This window comes from Streptomyces europaeiscabiei, from assembly GCF_001550375.1.
In the GTDB taxonomy this organism is placed as follows: Bacteria; Actinomycetota; Actinomycetes; order Streptomycetales; family Streptomycetaceae; genus Streptomyces; species Streptomyces europaeiscabiei.
Genome location: NZ_LRTR01000198.1, coordinates 1 through 16,594, shown reverse-complemented (window position 1 = coordinate 16,594; position 16,594 = coordinate 1). Strand labels below are relative to the sequence as shown.

15 protein-coding genes and 1 riboswitch are annotated in these 16,594 nt (G+C 71.5%); of the genes, 10 read left to right on the top strand and 5 right to left on the bottom strand.

Annotated elements, in window-relative coordinates; genetic code table 11:
* Positions 1 to 217: 217 nt before the first annotated feature.
* The 8 genes from AWZ10_RS09675 (at position 218) to AWZ10_RS09640 (ending at position 9,990) form a co-directional block, all read left to right on the top strand.
* Positions 218 to 751 carry a DUF3017 domain-containing protein gene (locus AWZ10_RS09675; RefSeq protein WP_079104334.1) on the top strand — a complete coding sequence of 178 codons (534 nt, stop codon included), beginning with the start codon at positions 218 to 220 and terminating at the stop codon, positions 749 to 751.
* A gap of 522 nt (positions 752 to 1,273) precedes the next feature.
* Positions 1,274 to 1,789: a helix-turn-helix domain-containing protein gene (locus AWZ10_RS09670; protein WP_060890871.1), complete on the top strand. Its 516-nt coding sequence runs from the start codon at positions 1,274 to 1,276 to the stop codon at positions 1,787 to 1,789.
* Positions 1,790 to 2,565: 776 nt separating this feature from the next.
* Positions 2,566 to 3,939, top strand: a complete 1,374-nt coding sequence (locus tag AWZ10_RS09665) for a helix-turn-helix domain-containing protein (RefSeq protein ID WP_208618473.1) — start codon at positions 2,566 to 2,568, stop codon at positions 3,937 to 3,939.
* Positions 3,940 to 4,404: 465 nt separating this feature from the next.
* On the top strand, positions 4,405 to 5,394 hold the full coding sequence (locus AWZ10_RS09660; RefSeq protein WP_046706672.1) for a malate dehydrogenase: 990 nt from the start codon (positions 4,405 to 4,407) through the stop codon (positions 5,392 to 5,394).
* A 127-nt stretch (positions 5,395 to 5,521) separates the two neighbouring features.
* Positions 5,522 to 6,334, top strand: a complete 813-nt coding sequence (locus AWZ10_RS09655; protein WP_060890869.1) for a hypothetical protein — start codon at positions 5,522 to 5,524, stop codon at positions 6,332 to 6,334.
* 329 nt (positions 6,335 to 6,663) lie between these two features.
* The gene (locus tag AWZ10_RS09650; RefSeq protein ID WP_046706670.1) at positions 6,664 to 7,050 is read left to right on the top strand and encodes a hypothetical protein; all 387 of its coding nucleotides are present in this window, start codon (positions 6,664 to 6,666) and stop codon (positions 7,048 to 7,050) included.
* A gap of 21 nt (positions 7,051 to 7,071) precedes the next feature.
* Positions 7,072 to 8,256, top strand: coding sequence for a glutathionylspermidine synthase family protein (locus AWZ10_RS09645; protein ID WP_046706669.1), 1,185 nt, complete (start codon positions 7,072 to 7,074; stop codon positions 8,254 to 8,256).
* A gap of 166 nt (positions 8,257 to 8,422) precedes the next feature.
* Positions 8,423 to 8,510: riboswitch (ZMP/ZTP riboswitch) on the top strand.
* Positions 8,511 to 8,541: 31 nt separating this feature from the next.
* Complete coding sequence (locus tag AWZ10_RS09640; RefSeq protein WP_046706668.1) at positions 8,542 to 9,990, top strand: glycine hydroxymethyltransferase; 1,449 nt, start codon at positions 8,542 to 8,544, stop codon at positions 9,988 to 9,990.
* Positions 9,991 to 10,008: 18 nt separating this feature from the next.
* Here AWZ10_RS09640 and AWZ10_RS09635 read toward each other — a convergent pair whose 3' ends face one another.
* From AWZ10_RS09635 to AWZ10_RS09625, 3 genes are all read right to left on the bottom strand, one after another.
* A complete protein-coding gene (locus AWZ10_RS09635; protein ID WP_046706667.1) occupies positions 10,009 to 10,758 on the bottom strand; it encodes a hypothetical protein in 750 nt (249 codons plus the stop codon).
* A gap of 100 nt (positions 10,759 to 10,858) precedes the next feature.
* On the bottom strand, positions 10,859 to 11,782 hold the full coding sequence (locus tag AWZ10_RS09630; RefSeq protein ID WP_408996603.1) for a hypothetical protein: 924 nt from the start codon (positions 11,780 to 11,782) through the stop codon (positions 10,859 to 10,861).
* Positions 11,775 to 12,395 carry an RNA polymerase sigma factor gene (locus AWZ10_RS09625; RefSeq protein WP_078935495.1) on the bottom strand — a complete coding sequence of 207 codons (621 nt, stop codon included), beginning with the start codon at positions 12,393 to 12,395 and terminating at the stop codon, positions 11,775 to 11,777. Before AWZ10_RS09625 ends, AWZ10_RS09630 begins: the two co-directional genes overlap by 8 nt.
* Positions 12,396 to 12,495: 100 nt before the next feature.
* On the opposite strand from AWZ10_RS09625, the gene trpS reads away from it, so the two are divergent.
* A complete protein-coding gene (gene trpS / locus AWZ10_RS09620) occupies positions 12,496 to 13,509 on the top strand; it encodes a tryptophan--tRNA ligase (protein WP_060890875.1) in 1,014 nt (337 codons plus the stop codon).
* 182 nt (positions 13,510 to 13,691) lie between these two features.
* The gene (locus AWZ10_RS09615) at positions 13,692 to 14,288 is read left to right on the top strand and encodes a 2'-5' RNA ligase family protein (RefSeq protein ID WP_046706665.1); all 597 of its coding nucleotides are present in this window, start codon (positions 13,692 to 13,694) and stop codon (positions 14,286 to 14,288) included.
* A gap of 147 nt (positions 14,289 to 14,435) precedes the next feature.
* On the opposite strand, the gene dprE2 is transcribed toward AWZ10_RS09615, so the two are convergent.
* Together dprE2 and AWZ10_RS09605 are read right to left on the bottom strand one after the other, a co-directional pair.
* The gene (gene dprE2, locus AWZ10_RS09610; protein ID WP_046706664.1) at positions 14,436 to 15,191 is read right to left on the bottom strand and encodes a decaprenylphospho-beta-D-erythro-pentofuranosid-2-ulose 2-reductase; all 756 of its coding nucleotides are present in this window, start codon (positions 15,189 to 15,191) and stop codon (positions 14,436 to 14,438) included.
* Positions 15,192 to 15,288: 97 nt separating this feature from the next.
* Positions 15,289 to 16,594, bottom strand: a 1,306-nt coding sequence (locus AWZ10_RS09605) for an FAD-binding oxidoreductase (RefSeq protein ID WP_060890868.1), incomplete at its 5' end; no start/stop codon positions are given.

Below are 16,594 nucleotides of genomic sequence, written 5' to 3'. Positions count from 1 at the left end.
GGAGGCGTCGGCGAAATCGGAGGCGTCGGCGAAATCGGAGGCGTCGGCGAAATCGGAGGCGTCGGCGAAGCCGGGGGCTTCGGGAACTTCGGAGGGTTCTTCGGGAGCTCCGAGGGTCGCCGAGAACACCGAGCCGCCCGGGGGGACGGCTGACCGGTCGGAGGCCACGGAGCGGTCCGGGGCGACCGACAGGGCTGGAGCGTCGGGGAGGGCGGAGATGCCGAGGTCCGCGGGGAAGACCGGGAAGACCGGCGCGACTGACGCGACTGGGACGACCGGCGCGGCCGAGGCCGCTGACGAGATCACGGTGCGGGATCACATCGGCGTGCCCGCTGCCGAGGGCAAGCCCGTTCGCGGTACTCGACGCTTCCCCCTGTTCACCAAGGACACCGCGCGGCCCGAGGGCGGCGGCCGGGCGGCGCCGCGTGAGGCGCCCGCACCCGTCCGCCAGTGGCCGATCCTCGCCGTGCTGTCCACGGTGGGGCTCGGGCTACTGCTCACCGCGCTCGACGTGTTCCGGGTCGGCACGATCCTGATCGGGGCCGCGCTGCTCGCCGGCGCGGTGCTGCGCTGGTCCGTCCGGGACGTCGGCATGCTCGCGGTCCGCTCCCGTTTCACCGACATGGCCACGTACATCGTCCTGGGCACCGCCATCGTGCTCCTCGCGCTGATGGCCCAGCCGAAGCCGTTGCTGGAGATCCCGTTCCTCAAGGACACGCTGCACTTCACCGTGGGCGACGAGGCGGGCTGAGGCCGCTGCCCCACCGCCCCGGCCCCGAGCGCACGCGACGGCGGTCCGTCCCCTCCCCCGAGTAAGGACGGACCGCCGTCGCGTTCCACGTTCCTGCACGGCGAACGCCCCGTTCAACACCTGTCAGCCCGCTGTGGCACGGAAGTGACCATTCCGCCAAGGTGTCCGCACCGGGCGACGACGACGGCACCCGGACGTCATCACGGCATGCGTCACGGGTGCTCGAAGCCGGCGCCCGGGTTGTCTCGATGCGGGGCGCGGGCCCGCCCGGATACCGGGGCGCGGGCGCCTGGAAGCCGGGGCGCGAACGCCCGTGAGCGGGGCGTGGATGCCTGTAAGTGGGCGCGCGGGTCGCCTCACACGCCCCCTCAGTACACCCTTCGCTTCGCCTCACGCCGCCGCCCGTGTCACTCCTCACGCTGTCCGCCCGCCGAGGCAGCCCGCGTCCGTTGCGGTGGGAACCGGTTCACCCGCGACCGTCGTCACCTGCTCAGACCCGCTCTTGAACCGAGGAGGCAGCCGATGAGCGCCTGGCAGCAGCTGCCGGACGAACTCCCTCCGGAGGTACAGCATTTCGTCGAGCAACTACGCCTGCTGAAGGACCGCACGGGACTCAGTCTCGTCGCGCTCGGCGCGCGCACCGCGTACAGCAAGTCCTCCTGGCAGCGCTACCTCAACGGCACCCAGCCCCCGCCCCGGCAGGCGGTCGTCGCCCTGTGCCGGGTCGCGCAGGAGGACGCCGAACGCTTCGGGGTGCGCTGGGAACTGGCCGTACGGGCCTGGCCGCGCTCGGCGCCCCAGACGATGCCCCCGTCCCGGCCGCCGCATCCCGTGAGGGCCGGGGCAGGGGAGCGGGCCGGGGCGGAGGCCCACTCGGAGGCCTACGAGGACGACCCCACGCTCCCCTGGTGGGACACCCCCGCCGGTGAGTCGAACCCCCGCCCACCCGGCCGTATCGCCCTCTATGCGGCCCTCGCCGTCCTGACAGCCCTGGCCCTCGTCGGCGCCGCGCTGACAGGGGTCGGCACGCTGCTGTGACGGCCCCTCGCCCGGCGGGTCCACCGGCGTCGGCGGAATCCGCCGTCACCGGTCGGCGCCCACACGCCCCTCAGCCGTGCCCAGTTGTACGCGGCGACCTTCCACCTGGCCCCGCCGGCGTACAGGACGCCCTGCACAGTCGCGTCGCTGTTGGAGTGCGAGTGACGGACAGGGTGCCCCAGTCGCCCCGGTCGCCCCAGTCGTCGTGAGCGGCGCCGGAGCCGTCGACGACGTACGGCCCGGGATGTTCACCGACGCACACGTTTCACACGAGCCCCGCCGCCCCGACGAGGCACAGGAGTGCCGACGTACCCGCTGATGTGTGCGAGGCGCACGAGTTCTCGTTCGACTCGCGTGACTGTGCATGTGTGGTCGTTGTGTCGATGTGTTGACAGGTTCGAGGATGTGGCACCGGCCCGCTCAACGGCAGGGCTAATGTGGGCATTTGGGGTGGTGCGGGATGTCCCGCGTGTGGACCTGTCATTCCGTCCGGAAATCCGGGATGCCGATGGGACACTGGACCGCAGGCCCGTTGGGGGGGCGTGCAGTGGCGCGCGGTCCCGCCCGAAATGCTCCCGCACGCCCCTTTCCAGGGAACTGACATCCTGACCGGGCGCATCCCAATGGGTAGGCCAGAACGGGGCTCCGGAGAGAGCTTCGGGCCGGCTCCCGGACCAGGATTCAGCGAGGGCGTCATGCGCGGCGCAGGGACAGCGGGCGCGGGGGGAAAGTCCAGTGTCGTACGGAGAGTCGTACGGGGGGAAGAGGGGGAAGCAATGCCTCGTTGGAGGGCCTTGCCCGATGAGCTCGATCCACAGGTCAGGGAGTTCGCGGGCCAGCTGCGCCGGCTCGTCGACCGCAGTGGACTGAGCATCGCCGCGGTGGCCGACCGCACGGGCTACAGCAAGACGTCCTGGGAGCGGTATCTCAACGGGAGACTCCTCGCGCCGAAAGGCGCGATCGTCGCGTTGGCCGAGGTGACCGGTACCGATCCCGTCCATCTGACCACGATGTGGGAGCTGGCCGAGCGGGCCTGGAGCCGTTCGGAGATGCGCCATGACATGACCATGGAGGCGATCCGCATCTCCCAGGCGCGCGCCGCCCTGGGTGAGACGGGCGGCCAGTCCACCGTCAAGGGCGGCAGGAACGGCAGGGGGAGCCGGAGCGCGACCGCGACACCGGGCGTGGCGGGTCCGGCGGGTGTCTCGCCGACGGTGCCGGCGCAGCCGCGCTCCTCGGAAGGTGACCGGATCTCCCGCCCGCCGTACGGGGGTTCGGCCAAGCCGTCCACCTCGTCACCGTCCTCCTCGTCCTCCTCTTCCTCCGTCCCGCCGTACGGCGGGGGTGGCGGGGCAGGGGCGATCGCCGGCGGCGCGTCGCGTGTCAGCTGGGGTGCCACTCCGTCGTCGGCTCCGTCGACGCCATCGCCATCGCCATCGCCATCGCCGTCGACTTCGTCGCGGTCGTCCTCGCCGTCGGGCCTGGCCGGGGGGCCGCCCTTCTCGAGTTCGTCGGCCTCGTCGGCCTCGTCCCGCGTCCCGGCCGGTGCGTCGGCCCCCGGTGGTGCCCAGGTTCTCGGTGGCGCCTCGATGCCGTCCGGTGTCTTCGGCCCGCCACCGGGCGGCGGCGGCCGTTCCGGCGACGGCGATTCCCAGCCGAAGCGGCGCGTGACGATGTTCCTCGCGGGAGCCGTCGGCGCGCTCGTCGTGATCGCGGCGGCCTTCTTCCTCACCAACGGTGACGGGAAGGACCAGGCGGGGGACAAGCCGCCCACCTCCCCGTCGACCTCGATCGGCGCGAACCCCGACCTGCCGGCGGGAGTCAAGTGCAGCGGCAAGGACTGTGACGGCAAGGACCCGGAGACCATGGGGTGCATCGGCAACCTCGTGCGGACCGCCGACGAGGCCACGGTGGGCACCACGAGGGTCGAGGTCCGCTACAGCAAGACCTGCCAGGCCGCCTGGGCCCGCATCACCGGTGCCGCCCAGGGCGACGAGGTCCAGGTCGCGGTCGGCATGACCAAGCGGACCGCCGCCATCGAAGCGGCCGGCGACAACATCGCCTACACCCAGATGATCGCCGTGAAGGACGCGGGCGAGGCCACGGCCTGCGCGACGCTGGCGTCGGGTCAGAAGGGCTGCACGGGGTAGCGGGACGGAGGGGGCGCGCCGGAGCGCCCCCATGGAGGTATGGGGAGCGCGCGACCGGCCCCCACGGGCCCGCCAGGGGCGTGACACACCGTATTCACCGTTACGGTAAAAGTAATCTCGACGTAAGTGGAATGCCCGCCGAACTCCGGGGCATGCGGACAGTACCCCCACGGGAGTCCGGCCCGCCCGGGAGATCGGTACCCCCTCCCCTCCCGGCCCGGCACCCCCACAAAGGCGGCCGCCCTGGTCCTCCCCCCGGACCGGCGGCCGCCTTTCATGTCGCCCTCGCCACGGAGCGGCAGTGTGGAGCGACTTGTGGGCTGGGCCACACGAACCCCGGCCGTCCGGCATCCCGGATGCGCGGTAGCCTGACCACCGATCTCTCTTGACGCCAAGAGATCGATCATTTGTACGTCCCGCCAGGGGCAGGGACGCCCCACCGCCAGCTGTCATACGGAGAACGCCATGACCCGCACTCCCGTGAACGTCACCGTCACCGGCGCGGCCGGCCAGATCGGTTACGCCCTGCTCTTCCGCATCGCCTCCGGCCAGCTGCTCGGCGCGGACGTGCCGGTCAAGCTCCGCCTGCTGGAGATCACGCCGGCGCTGAAGGCCGCCGAGGGCACCGCCATGGAGCTCGACGACTGCGCCTTCCCGCTCCTTCAGGGCATCGACATCACGGACGACCCGAACGTCGCCTTCGACGGCGCCAACGTGGGCCTGCTCGTCGGCGCCCGCCCCCGCACCAAGGGCATGGAGCGCGGTGACCTCCTCGAGGCCAACGGCGGCATCTTCAAGCCGCAGGGCAAGGCCATCAACGACAACGCCGCGGACGACATCAAGGTCCTGGTCGTCGGCAACCCGGCCAACACCAACGCCCTGATCGCCCAGGCCGCCGCGCCGGACGTCCCGGCCGAGCGCTTCACCGCGATGACCCGCCTGGACCACAACCGCGCGCTGACCCAGCTGTCGAAGAAGACGGGCGTCCCGGTCTCCGAGATCCAGAGGCTCACGATCTGGGGCAACCACTCCGCGACCCAGTACCCGGACATCTTCCACGCCACGGTCGCCGGCAAGAACGCCGCCGAGGTCGTCAACGACGAGAAGTGGCTCGCCGAGGACTTCATCCCGACCGTCGCCAAGCGTGGCGCCGCCATCATCGAGGCCCGTGGCGCCTCGTCGGCCGCCTCCGCCGCCAACGCCGCCATCGACCACATCCACACCTGGGTCAACGGCACCGCCGACGGCGACTGGGCCTCCATGGGCATCCCGTCCGACGGTTCGTACGGTGTGGCCGAGGGCCTCATCTCCTCCTTCCCCGTCACCGTCAAGGACGGCAAGTACGAGATCGTCCAGGGCCTGGAGATCAACGAGTTCTCCCGCGCCCGCATCGACGCCTCGGTCCAGGAGCTGGCGGAGGAGCGCGACGCGGTCCGCGCGCTCGGCCTCATCTGAGCCGTCCTGTGGCCGACGTCCTCGGAGTCGACGTAGTCGGAGTCGACGTCCCATAGCTTGTTCTCGCAGGCCCTGTCCCGGTTTCGACCAGGACGGGGCCTGTTCGGCGTGTACGCCGCTATCGTCGGTGAACGTACGTCGTGAGAACGCCGACGACGGCAAGGGGGACGACATGACGAGCTGGGACCCGCACCAAGGACGCTGGGTGGACGACCCGCCCGGACGTGGCAGCCCGTGGTCGCGCACCACCGCCGTCATGGTCCTTGCCGCGCTGCTCGGCGGCGGCGCAGGGTTCGGGGCGTGGACCCTGTCCCGGGACGACGGCACGACCCGTACGACCTCCACCGACAGCGCCACGTCGACACCCTCGCCCTCCGTCTCGGCAGCGGGCCCGCAGGACGACGGGAACACCGGCCCGGCCACGCCGAAACAGTCGGATACGGACACGGACACGGACTCCGACCCGGGCGGTGCCCCCGGCTACGTACGCTCCGACGACCCGGCCGGCTTCACCGTCGATGTCCCCTCCGGCTGGAAACGCACCGCGAAGACGCCGAAGGACAAGCCCGCGGTCGTGACGTACGACTCCCCGGACGGCAGCCGGATCCTCCAGCTCTTCCTGGTCAGCGAGGGCACCCCCGCCGAGTCCATGGACCTGGCCGAGAACGAGAACTACGGCTTCGCCCGCCTCCCCGGCTATCGCGTCCTCGACCGTTCCGCCCCGGACGACAGCTACTCCGAGGTCGTCTACTGCTTCGACGGCGAAGGCGATCTGGGCCCCCGTCAGGTCATCGACCACCGCTTCCGCACGGCCGACGACAAGATCTACGGAGTCCGCCTCAGCGCCCCCGAGTCGACCCCGCTCGACGAACTGCGCGAACCGGTCACGATGGTGGTCACGTCCCTGTGTCCGTCCGGGGCGACCTGCGTACGGGGTTGAGCGCGCAACGGCGTACGAGGCCGGGCCCACGCCGGGCCCCGACGGAACCGGAACCCGAACCGGAACCCGAACTCGAACGGGTCCAGCTCGGGGGACGGGCGCGCGCTCCGCGTCACCGCCACCTCCACGGTCATCGTGGCGTCGCGAGCCGCTTCTCGAACCGATCCGCCGCCCGTGGCCCCGCCTCCGCCCCCGGTTGGCCTCTTCCCGGAGTCGATCACTAGTCTGAGCGCCGATAAAGCGCACATAAGGCGGCGCCGGTCGTCGCGTACCGCATCGCGAACCGGCCCCGGTACAGCAGGGTCCATGGGCCCGACGGGGGAGCACACATGGGAGAACAGCGCAGGCGGCTGCGGTCCAGCACGGTCGTACTCGGTGGAATGGGCGTCGTCGCGGCGGCCCTGACCTCCTGCGGCTCCGATCCGGACCGCCGTTGCGTGGACCGCGACAGCTACGACTACGCCAACGGCTACAAGATCATCGCCGACAAGAACTGCAATACGGGCTCCAGCTCGTCGTCGTACGGCAAGAACCGCAAGAGCAACAGCAGCGGCAACCGGCAGCAGGCCGGTTCGGTCGACGCCGCCTGGTACTACGACGCGGACGTCAGCGGCGGCCGGGCCGACGACGGCACCTTCAGCCGCAGCGAGGCCGTGGACCGGGACGGCTTCGGCTGCTCGGGCGACGGCGACGGCTCCGGCTCCAGCGGCGGCTGATCCGGCGGACGAGGCAGAACCATGGAACGCCGCACCATCGAACCCCGGCCGGGCTGGCAGGAGACCGTCGAGGAACAGGGGCTCATCTACCCGCTGACCCGCCACCCGGACGGGTCCCTGCGTCCGTACTGGGACGAGAGCGCGTACTACGTCTTCTCGCTCCCCGAGGTCGAGGCGCTGGAGGAGGTCGTCGAGGAGCTGCACGGCATGTGCCTGGCGGCGGCCGCACACATCGTCGAGCAGGACCGCTTCGCCGACCTCGGCATCACCGACCCGCGCCTCGTCGGCCTCGTCGCCGAGGCATGGCGCCGTCGGGCCGAACTGCCGTCCGTGTACGGCCGCTTCGACCTCCGCTACGACGGGACCGGCCCGGCCAAGCTGCTGGAGTACAACGCCGACACCCCGACCTCGCTCGTCGAGGCGGCCGGACCTCAGTGGTTCTGGATGGAGGAACGCTTCCCGGGTGCCGACCAGTGGAACTCCCTCCACGAACGCCTCGTCGACGCCTGGAAGAAACAGTCCCCCCTCCTCCCGCCGGGCAGCCCCCTCTACTTCGCGCACTCCGCCGGCGACGAACTCGGCGAGGACCTGATGACGGTCGCCTACCTGAAGGAGACCGCCGAACAGGCCGGCCTCGACACCGACTGGATCTCCATGGAGGACATCGGCTGGGACCGCCTCTCCGACCGCTTCGTCGACAAGAAGCTCCGCTTCATCCGCAGCATCTTCAAGCTCTACCCCTGGGAGTGGCTGACCACCGACCGCTTCGCCCCCCACGTCCTCGCCACCCTCGACAACGGCGGCGGCACCGGGACCACGATGTGGATCGAGCCCGCCTGGAAAATGCTCCTCAGCAACAAGGCACTCCTCGCCGTCCTCTGGGAGCTCTACCCCGGTCACCCCAACCTCCTCCCCGCCTATCTCGACGGCCCCCGCGAACTGGCCACCACCGCCGGCTACGTCGCCAAGCCCCTCCTCGGCCGCGAGGGCGCCGGCGTCACCCTCCACGAACCGGGCGCCGACCCCGTCCTCCGTGAAGAGCCCTGCTGCTACCAGGAGTTGGCCCCCCTCCCGACCTTCGACGGCCACCACGTCGTCCTCGGCGCCTGGGTCGTCGAGAGCGAGTCGGCGGGCCTCGGCATCCGGGAGTCCTCGGGGCTGGTCACGGACGAGTACGCCCGCTTCCTCCCGCACGTGATCCTCTAGCGCCCCCAAGGGGGCGCGGGGAACCGCGCGACCAGCCGAAACGGAGCCGTAGACCGCTGCCCGACGCCGATCGGGCGGACGCTTCCGAAACGGCTGCCCAAGCGCAGCGGTGTCGTTCGTATGGTGGACGCCCGGGTCCGGGCGTCCACGGCGCCCGATAGGGTGATCAGCGGGCCGTGACTGGCGCGCTGGGATGGGACGGACCATCGGGGAGCGGCTCGGGAAGATGAGTGCCGTGCGCCTGGGCCGTACCGTGAACGCTGAACGCAACGTCCGGAGGTCCCCATGTCAGCCGAGCCCCTCTCCCACGAGTCCACCGCCTTCCGTGCCGCCCTCGATGTGATCCGCGCCGTCGAGCCGCGCGTGGCCGACGCCATCGGCCAGGAGGTCACCGACCAGCGCGAGATGCTCAAGCTGATCGCCTCCGAGAACTACGCCTCCCCGGCCACCCTCCTGGCCATGGGCAACTGGTTCAGTGACAAGTACGCCGAGGGCACCGTCGGCCGCCGCTTCTACGCCGGCTGCCGCAACGTCGACACCGTCGAGTCCCTCGCCGCCGAGCACGCCAGGGAACTCTTCGGCGCCCGCCACGCCTACGTCCAGCCGCACTCCGGCATCGACGCCAACCTCGTGGCCTTCTGGTCCGTCCTCGCGGACCGCGTCGAGGTCCCCTTCCTGGAGAAGAGCGGCGTCCGCCAGGTCAACGACCTCTCCGAGGCCGACTGGGCCGAACTCCGCCAGGCCTTCGGCAACCAGCGCATGCTCGGCATGTCCCTGGACGCCGGCGGCCACCTCACCCACGGCTTCCGCCCGAACATCTCCGGCAAGATGTTCGACCAGCGCTCCTACGGCACCGACCCCACCACCGGCCTCATCGACTACGAGGCCCTGCGCGCCTCCGCCCGTGACTTCAAGCCGCTGATCATCGTCGCCGGCTACTCCGCCTACCCCCGTCTCGTGAACTTCCGGATCATGCGCGAGATCGCCGACGAGGTCGGCGCCACGCTGATGGTGGACATGGCGCACTTCGCGGGCCTCGTCGCCGGCAAGGTCCTCACCGGCGACTTCGACCCGGTGCCGCACGCCCAGATCGTCACCACGACCACCCACAAGTCGCTGCGCGGCCCGCGCGGCGGCATGGTCCTGTGCGACGACTCCCTCAAGGACCAGGTCGACCGCGGCTGCCCGATGGTCCTCGGCGGCCCCCTCCCGCACGTCATGGCCGCCAAGGCCGTAGCCCTCGCCGAGGCCCGCCGGCCCGCCTTCCAGGACTACGCCCAGCGCATCGTCGACAACTCACGAGCCCTCGCCGAGGGCCTGATGCGCCGGGGCGCCTCCCTGGTCACCGGCGGTACCGACAACCACCTCAACCTGATCGACGTCGCCACCTCCTACGGTCTCACCGGTCGCCAGGCCGAGGCCGCACTGCTCGACTCCGGCATCGTCACCAACCGCAACGCCATCCCGGCCGACCCGAACGGCGCCTGGTACACCTCCGGCATCCGCATCGGTACGCCCGCGCTGACCACGCGTGGTCTGGGCACCGCCGAGATGGACGAGGTCGCCGGCCTGATCGACCGTGTCCTCACCACCACGGAGCCCGGCACCACCAAGTCCGGCGCCCCTTCCAAGGCCCAGCACATCCTCGACGCGAAGGTCGCCGACGAGATCTCCCGCCGTGCCACCGACCTCGTCGCCGGCTTCCCGCTGTACCCGGAGATCGACCTCGGCTGACCCCTTCAGCGCCGTCGGTCAGGCATCCAGCAGCTCCTGACGGGGCTCCTGCGGCGGTCCGGACTCGTGCCGGGCCGCCGCGCGGCGCAGCAGGAGCATGGCCCCTCCGGAGCCGAGGAGCAGCCCCAGGGCCAGGGCGGGTATCGCCCAGCGGGCCCGGTCGGTCAGATCGGGTGCGTCTGCCCCGGCCGGTGCGTCGACGGCCGTCTCGACGGCGTCGACCCGAGCCCCTGAGAGCGCGTCTGGCGAGGACGCTTCGCCCTGCTCCGGGCTGCCGGAGGCCTCGCCCAGCACTCCGAGTCCTTGAAGCAGCGCGCGCAGCTCCTCCGACTGCTTCGCCTTGTTCCAGACGCCGTCGTCCGAAGCACCGGTGTCCTTCGCGATGTCCAGGTCCGTGTGGATCCAGACGTCCTTGGTGTCGGGCGAGGCCGTATACAGCTGGTCCACCCGCCAGGGCGTCACGTCGTGGATCATCCAAGTCACGGTGACCATCTCACTGATCTGCTCTCCCGCTGTGTCCCCCCTCGCCCACTCCGGAGCCTCCTCCCCGTTCGCGTCGAGGGCGGAGCCCGTGGGGGCCAGGAGCCTCACCAGAAGGTCGTACTGCTTCTCCGTGCCGTACAGCGAAGCCGTCCGCTGGCTGGTCGGTGAGACCAGCAGCACGCTGGTCGGCCCGCCCGCCGCCGAGGGCGGCGCCCCCAGCAGAAGCAGGGCCAGAGCGGTCGTCAACGTGCCCACCGCCGCCGCCAGTTGTCGCAGTCCACGCATCCGACACCCCCGATCGATCCCGGTGCGGCCCGTCCGCACTCGCGGTGTCATTCCTGGTACACCGCTCGAACCGCCGGGGTTCCCACCCGGGCGGGACCGATCAATCCAATGACTCCGCGATCTCCCGCGCCCGCGCCTTCGACGCCACGCCCTCCAGCCGCAGCGTGAACGCGTCGTCGTGAACCCACAGCAGGGTGGGCCCCGCCGTGCGCTCGGAGCGGGTGAAGCGGGAGCCGTCCTCGGAGGTCATCCAGAAGCGCAGGCGGTGCGGCTCGGGGAACCACAGCGCGCCGGGGTACGTGCTCCTGCTCAGCTCGACCCACTCGACGGCCTGCTCACCCGCCACGGTCTTGGCGTACTCGGGTGCCAGCCGCGCCGCGTACTCGTCGAGCCGGACGGTGTGCCCCCGCTCGTCCCAGCAGAGGGTGATCACGAAGCGGTCCTTCGGCGCACGGGTCACGGACACCGCGTCCGGTGCACCCAGCGCGCCCGGCACGAGCGGGGCGAACCCTGCCCGCCGCTCGGCCTCGGCGAGCGGGACCGGGTCCGGGCAGCCCGGCACCTCCGCTCCGGGCGAAGGCGTCGCCGACGGGTCGTACCGCACCTCGACCCCGCCGAAGTGGAACCAGTCCGCCACCGCCGCCCGCACCGGAGGGGTGAGGACGAGGACCGTGAGCAGCCCGCACAGCGCGGCCGTCAACGCGCGTCGCCGGAACACCGCCCACCGGCGCACCGCCCGCAGCCACTCACCGGCCCCCGGCGTCCCGGCCACCGGGGTCGGCACTCTCCCCCACTGCCTGGAGGGCGTGGGCGGTACCCCCACGGCGAGTATCTGCTGCAGGACCCGCTCGACCATGGTCTCGTCCCCGTCCGCCCCCGGCCGGTCCAGTGCCCGCCCGAGCGCCCGCAACTCCTCGGGCAGCCGGACGTCACGACCCTCACCCTCCGTGATCCCCGTGTCCCGGTCCCGGTCCTCGTACCTGTCTGTCCTGTCCGGCCCGTCCTGCCCGTCCGGCTCACTCACCCCCACCACCTCCTCCCCTCCGCCCCAGGGATGCACCCGGCTCGAACTCCGGCAGCAGGCGGCCCAGCTTGCGCAGCGCCCGGCTCAGGCGGGACTTCACCGTGCCCCGGGGCCAGCCCAGGGCGGCGGCCGTCTCGGGCTCGTCCATCTCCAGCAGGTAGCGGTAGGTGACGACCAGCCGGTGTTCCTCGCGCAGCTTCTCCAGGGCACCCAGGAGCGCGACGCGGCGCTCTATCTCCAGCGCGGCGACCGCCGGGTCGGCCGAGGGCGGTATCAACGGCTCGGCCTCGACGAAGGCCGCCTCCCGGTCGGCCAGGGACCGCTGGCGCCCTGCTGTCCGCACTGTGTTCCTCGTCTCATTGGCCACGATCGACAGCAGCCACGGCCGGAACGCGGCGCCGTCCCGGAAGCGGCTCAGTGAGCAGTACGCCTTGAAGAAGGCCTGCTGCACCACGTCCTCCGCGTCCGCGCCGGCGCCGAGCGCCCGGGCCGCCCGCAGCGCGATGCCCGTGTGGGCGCGCACCAGCTCCGCATACGCCTCCGGCTCCCCGGCCCGTACGCGTGCGATCACCGCGGCCTCATCGACGATGCGGCCCCCCTCCCGCGTTCTCACAAAATGGGTACACCGCCCGAGCCTGATCGGTTCCCACCCGTGTCACATCTGTTTCCGGTCGGTTCCGGAACGGGCCCGGATACCTGAGAGAATGGTGAGCATGGCTTCTGACCGACCCCGCGTGCTGTCCGGCATCCAGCCCACCGCCGGCTCGTTCCACCTCGGCAACTACCTCGGCGCCGTCCGCCAGTGGGTGGCTCTGCAGGAGTCCCACGACGCGTTCTACATGGTCGTCGACCTGCACGCGATCACCGTCGCGCAGGCCCCCGCGGACCTGCGCGCCAACACCCGGCTCGCCGCCGCGCAGCTGCTCGCCGCCGGTCTCGACCCGGAGCGCTGCACGCTCTTCGTCCAGAGCCACGTCCCCGAGCACGCCCAGCTCGGCTGGGTCATGAACTGCCTCACGGGCTTCGGCGAGGCGTCCCGCATGACCCAGTTCAAGGACAAGTCCGCCAAGCAGGGCGCCGACCGGGCGAGCGTCGGCCTCTTCACGTACCCGATCCTCCAGGTAGCGGACATTCTCCTGTACCAGGCGAACGAGGTGCCGGTCGGCGAGGACCAGCGCCAGCACATCGAACTCACCCGTGACCTCGCGGAGCGCTTCAACGGCCGCTTCGGCGAGACCTTCACGATCCCGAAGCCGTACATCCTGAAGGAGACGGCGAAGATCTACGACCTTCAGGACCCCGCGATCAAGATGAGCAAGTCGGCATCGACCCCGAAGGGGCTGATCAACCTGCTCGACGACCCGAAGGTCACTGCCAAGAAGGTCAAGAGCGCGGTCACCGACACCGACACGGTGATCCGCTTCGACACCGCGGAGAAGCCGGGCGTCAGCAACCTGCTGAGCATCTACTCGACCCTGACCGGTGCGGGTATCGGGGAACTGGAGCAGAAGTACGTCGGCAAGGGCTACGGTGCGCTCAAGACGGACCTCGCCGAGGCCATGGTCGAGTTCGTGACACCTTTCCGGGAGCGCACCCAGCAGTACCTGGACGACCCGGAGACGCTCGACTCGATCCTGGCCAAGGGGGCCGAGAAGGCGCGCGCGGTCGCCGCGGAGACGCTCTCCCAGGCGTACGACAGGGTGGGTTTCCTGCCCGCCAAGCACTGAGCGGCTCCACCTCTGCCCCGAGCGCCGAACGCACCACCCGTCGCACCACCGACAGCGCCGCACATCACTCCCGCTGCGCCTGCCCGGAACACCGCCGTGGCCGTACAGTCGATAGCCGGTGCGACGGACCGCGCCCTGCAAGGACATACGACAACTCGCATGACACGACGACAGGAGATGACGTGGGGACCGTAACGATCGGTGTGTCGATCGCGGTCCCGGAGCCCCACGGCAGCCGGCTCCAGGAGCTGCGCGCGGGCTTCGGCGACGCCGCGGCTCACGGCATCCCCACCCATGTCACGCTGGTGGGGCCGACCGAGGTCGAGGCCACCACGCTGCCGGAGATCGAGACGTACCTCACCGAGGTCGCGGCGGCCGGTCGGCCTTTCCCGATGCGACTGTCCGGCACGGGAACGTTCCGCCCGGTGTCGCCCGTCGTGTTCGTGCGGGTCGTCGAGGGGGCCGAGGCCTGCACCTGGCTGCAGGAGCAGGTGCGGGACCCCTCGGGCCCGGTGGCGCGCGAGCTGAACTTCCCGTACCACCCGCATGTCACCGTGGCGCACGGCATCGCCGAGGAGGCGATGGACCGGGCGTTCGAGGAGCTCGCCGAGTACGAGGCCCAGTGGCCCTGCACCGGGTTCGCGCTCTACGAGCAGGGTCCCGACGGTGTCTGGCGCAAGCTGCGCGAGTTCACGTTCGGCGGGTCGGTCGTCCCGCCGCAGGCGGGGGCGCCGGTGGGGGACACGGCGTCGCTGCCGCTGGGTGGAGCGGGCGCCTGACAGCTCGGGGGTTCGGGCTGGGGTCCGGGCTGTTCGCGGGTGCGGACGGGTGAGGGTTGCTCGCGCCGTTCCCCGCGCCCCTTACGGGGCGCTTCCTGATCCGGGACTGCACGGCACGGCTCTGCTCCGGGGCTGCACGGCACGGCTCTACAGTGGCAGGCGGCGGAAGATCGCCCTCGGTACGTGCCTCAGGGCTGTCATCACCAGGCGCAGCGAACCCGGGACCCAGACCGTCTCGGAGCGCCGCCGCAACCCCAGTTCGATGGCGGCGGCCACCGCCTCCGGGGTCGTCGCGAGGGGGGACTCCGGCCGGCCCGCCGTCATGCTCGTGCGGACGAAACCGGGGCGGACGAGCATGACGTGGGCGCCGGTGCCGTGCAGGGCGTCGCCGAGGCCCTGGGTGAAGGTGTCGAGGCCGGCCTTGCTGGAGCCGTAGATGAAGTTGGAGCGGCGGGCGCGCTCGGCGGCGACGGAGGACAGGACGACGAGGGAGCCGTGGCCCTGTGCCTGGAGGGCCCGCCCGCAGACCAGGGCGGACGAGACGGCGCCCGTGTAGTTGGTCTGGGCCACGCGTGCGGCGGCCACCGGGTCGCGTTCGTCGTTCGCCTGGTCGCCGAGTACGCCGAAGGCGAGGAGGACCATGTCGATGTCGCCCTCGGCGAAGACCTTGCCGAGGATCGCCTCGTGGGACTCGGGGTCGAGCGCGTCGAAGGTGATGGTGTGGGTCTGCGCGCCGAGTCCACGCAGGTGGACGGCCGCGTTCTCCAGTTCGTGCGAGGGGCGCCCCGCCAGCCACACCGTGCGGGTGCGGCGGGCGATCAGACGGCGTGCCGTGGCCAGCGCGATGTCCGACGTACCGCCGAGGATCAGCAGGGACTGGGGGGTGCCGAAGGCGTCCTTCATGACAGCTCCTGGGTGTGGGGACAGGGGGTTTTCGGGGGCTTCCGCCGGTCTGCGGCCGGGGTTGTCGTCCGTCTTCAGCCGGTCGTCGAGGGCGTCTCTACAGGTCCAGGCGGCGGGCCAGGTCCGACACGAAGACCCCGCCCGGGTCCAACTCCCGCCTCAGTACGCGGAATTCGGGCAGCCGGGGGTACATCGTGGCCAGTAGTTCGGGGCGCAGGCGGGCGTCCTTCGCCAGGTAGACGCGCCCGGCGGCGGCCGCGACCTCCTCGTCGAGCGTGTCCAGGAACGCGCCGAGACCGGGCAGGCCCGCCGGGATGTCCAGGGCGAGGGTCCAGCCGGGCATCGGGAAGGAAAGCCAGCCGGGGTCGCCCTCGCCGAACCGCTTCAGGACGGCGAGGAACGAGGGGCAGCGGCGCGCCGAGATCCGCTCCACGATCCGGCGAAGGACCTCTTCGTGGCCGTACCCGACGACGAACTGGTACTGGACGAAACCGGACCGGCCGTAGATCCGGTTCCAGTGCGGGACCCCGTCGAGGGGGTGGAAGAAGGCGGAGATCCGCTGTGGTTCGCCGGTGCGGGCGTGCGGGGCCCGGCGGTACCAGAACTCGTTGAAGAGGCCCACGGTCGTACGGCCGAGGAGGCCTTCCGGGACGAAGGAGGGAGCGGCCGGGAGCCGGTGGGGCCGGAATTCCAATGGACTGGCCGGCGCGTCTCGCCGGAGTGCGTCCCTGCGCGGGAAGCGTCCTCCACGCGCGCGCGTGGAGGACGATTTCGGCGGCTCCAGCGCTGCCAGGGGCGCGTGGTCGCCGCGGGTGAGGACCGCGCGGCCGGTCGACGCGCCCCGGGCCAGCAGGTCGATCCAGGCGACGGAGTAGCGGTAGTGGTGGTCCGTGGCCGTGAGGCGGGCGAGGAGGTCGTCGAGGTCGCGGGCGCGTTCGGTGTCGACGGACATCCAGGACGTCTCCACGGGCAGGAGACGGACGGTCGCGGTGAGGATGACGCCGGTCAGGCCCATGCCGCCGGCCGTGGCGTCGAAGAGGGGGGTGCCGGGGACGACCGTGCGGATCTCGCCGTCCGCCGTCAGCAGTTCGAGGGACAGGACGTGCCGGGCGAACGATCCGGAGACGTGGTGGTTCTTGCCGTGGATGTCGGCCGCGACGGCGCCGCCGACGGTCACCTGGCGGGTCCCGGGAGTCACCGGCACGAACCAGCCCAGGGGGAGCAGCACCTCCATCAGCCGGTGCAGCGAGACGCCCGCGTCGCACAGGACGGTGCCGCCCTCCGCGTCGATGGCGTGCACTCGGTCGAGCCCCGTCATGTCGAGGACGGTCCCGCCCGCGTTCTGCGCCGCGTCCCCGTACGCCCGCCCCAGCCCCCGGGCGATCCCGCCGCGCGCCCCGCAC

What these genes read in the sequence shown, in the direction of transcription:
- AWZ10_RS09650 (WP_046706670.1), top strand. Translation starts at nt 6,664, where the DNA reads ATGGGAGAACAGCGCAGGCGGCTGCGGTCCAGCACGGTCGTACTCGGT.
- trpS (WP_060890875.1), top strand. Translation starts at nt 12,496, where the DNA reads ATGGCTTCTGACCGACCCCGCGTGCTGTCCGGCATCCAGCCCACCGCC.
- AWZ10_RS09675 (WP_079104334.1), top strand. Translation starts at nt 218, where the DNA reads ATGCCGAGGTCCGCGGGGAAGACCGGGAAGACCGGCGCGACTGACGCG.
- AWZ10_RS09665 (WP_208618473.1), top strand. Translation starts at nt 2,566, where the DNA reads ATGCCTCGTTGGAGGGCCTTGCCCGATGAGCTCGATCCACAGGTCAGG.
- AWZ10_RS09640 (WP_046706668.1), top strand. Translation starts at nt 8,542, where the DNA reads ATGTCAGCCGAGCCCCTCTCCCACGAGTCCACCGCCTTCCGTGCCGCC.
- AWZ10_RS09660 (WP_046706672.1), top strand. Translation starts at nt 4,405, where the DNA reads ATGACCCGCACTCCCGTGAACGTCACCGTCACCGGCGCGGCCGGCCAG.
- AWZ10_RS09645 (WP_046706669.1), top strand. Translation starts at nt 7,072, where the DNA reads ATGGAACGCCGCACCATCGAACCCCGGCCGGGCTGGCAGGAGACCGTC.
- AWZ10_RS09635 (WP_046706667.1), bottom strand. Translation starts at nt 10,758, where the DNA reads ATGCGTGGACTGCGACAACTGGCGGCGGCGGTGGGCACGTTGACGACC.
- AWZ10_RS09670 (WP_060890871.1), top strand. Translation starts at nt 1,274, where the DNA reads ATGAGCGCCTGGCAGCAGCTGCCGGACGAACTCCCTCCGGAGGTACAG.
- dprE2 (WP_046706664.1), bottom strand. Translation starts at nt 15,191, where the DNA reads ATGAAGGACGCCTTCGGCACCCCCCAGTCCCTGCTGATCCTCGGCGGT.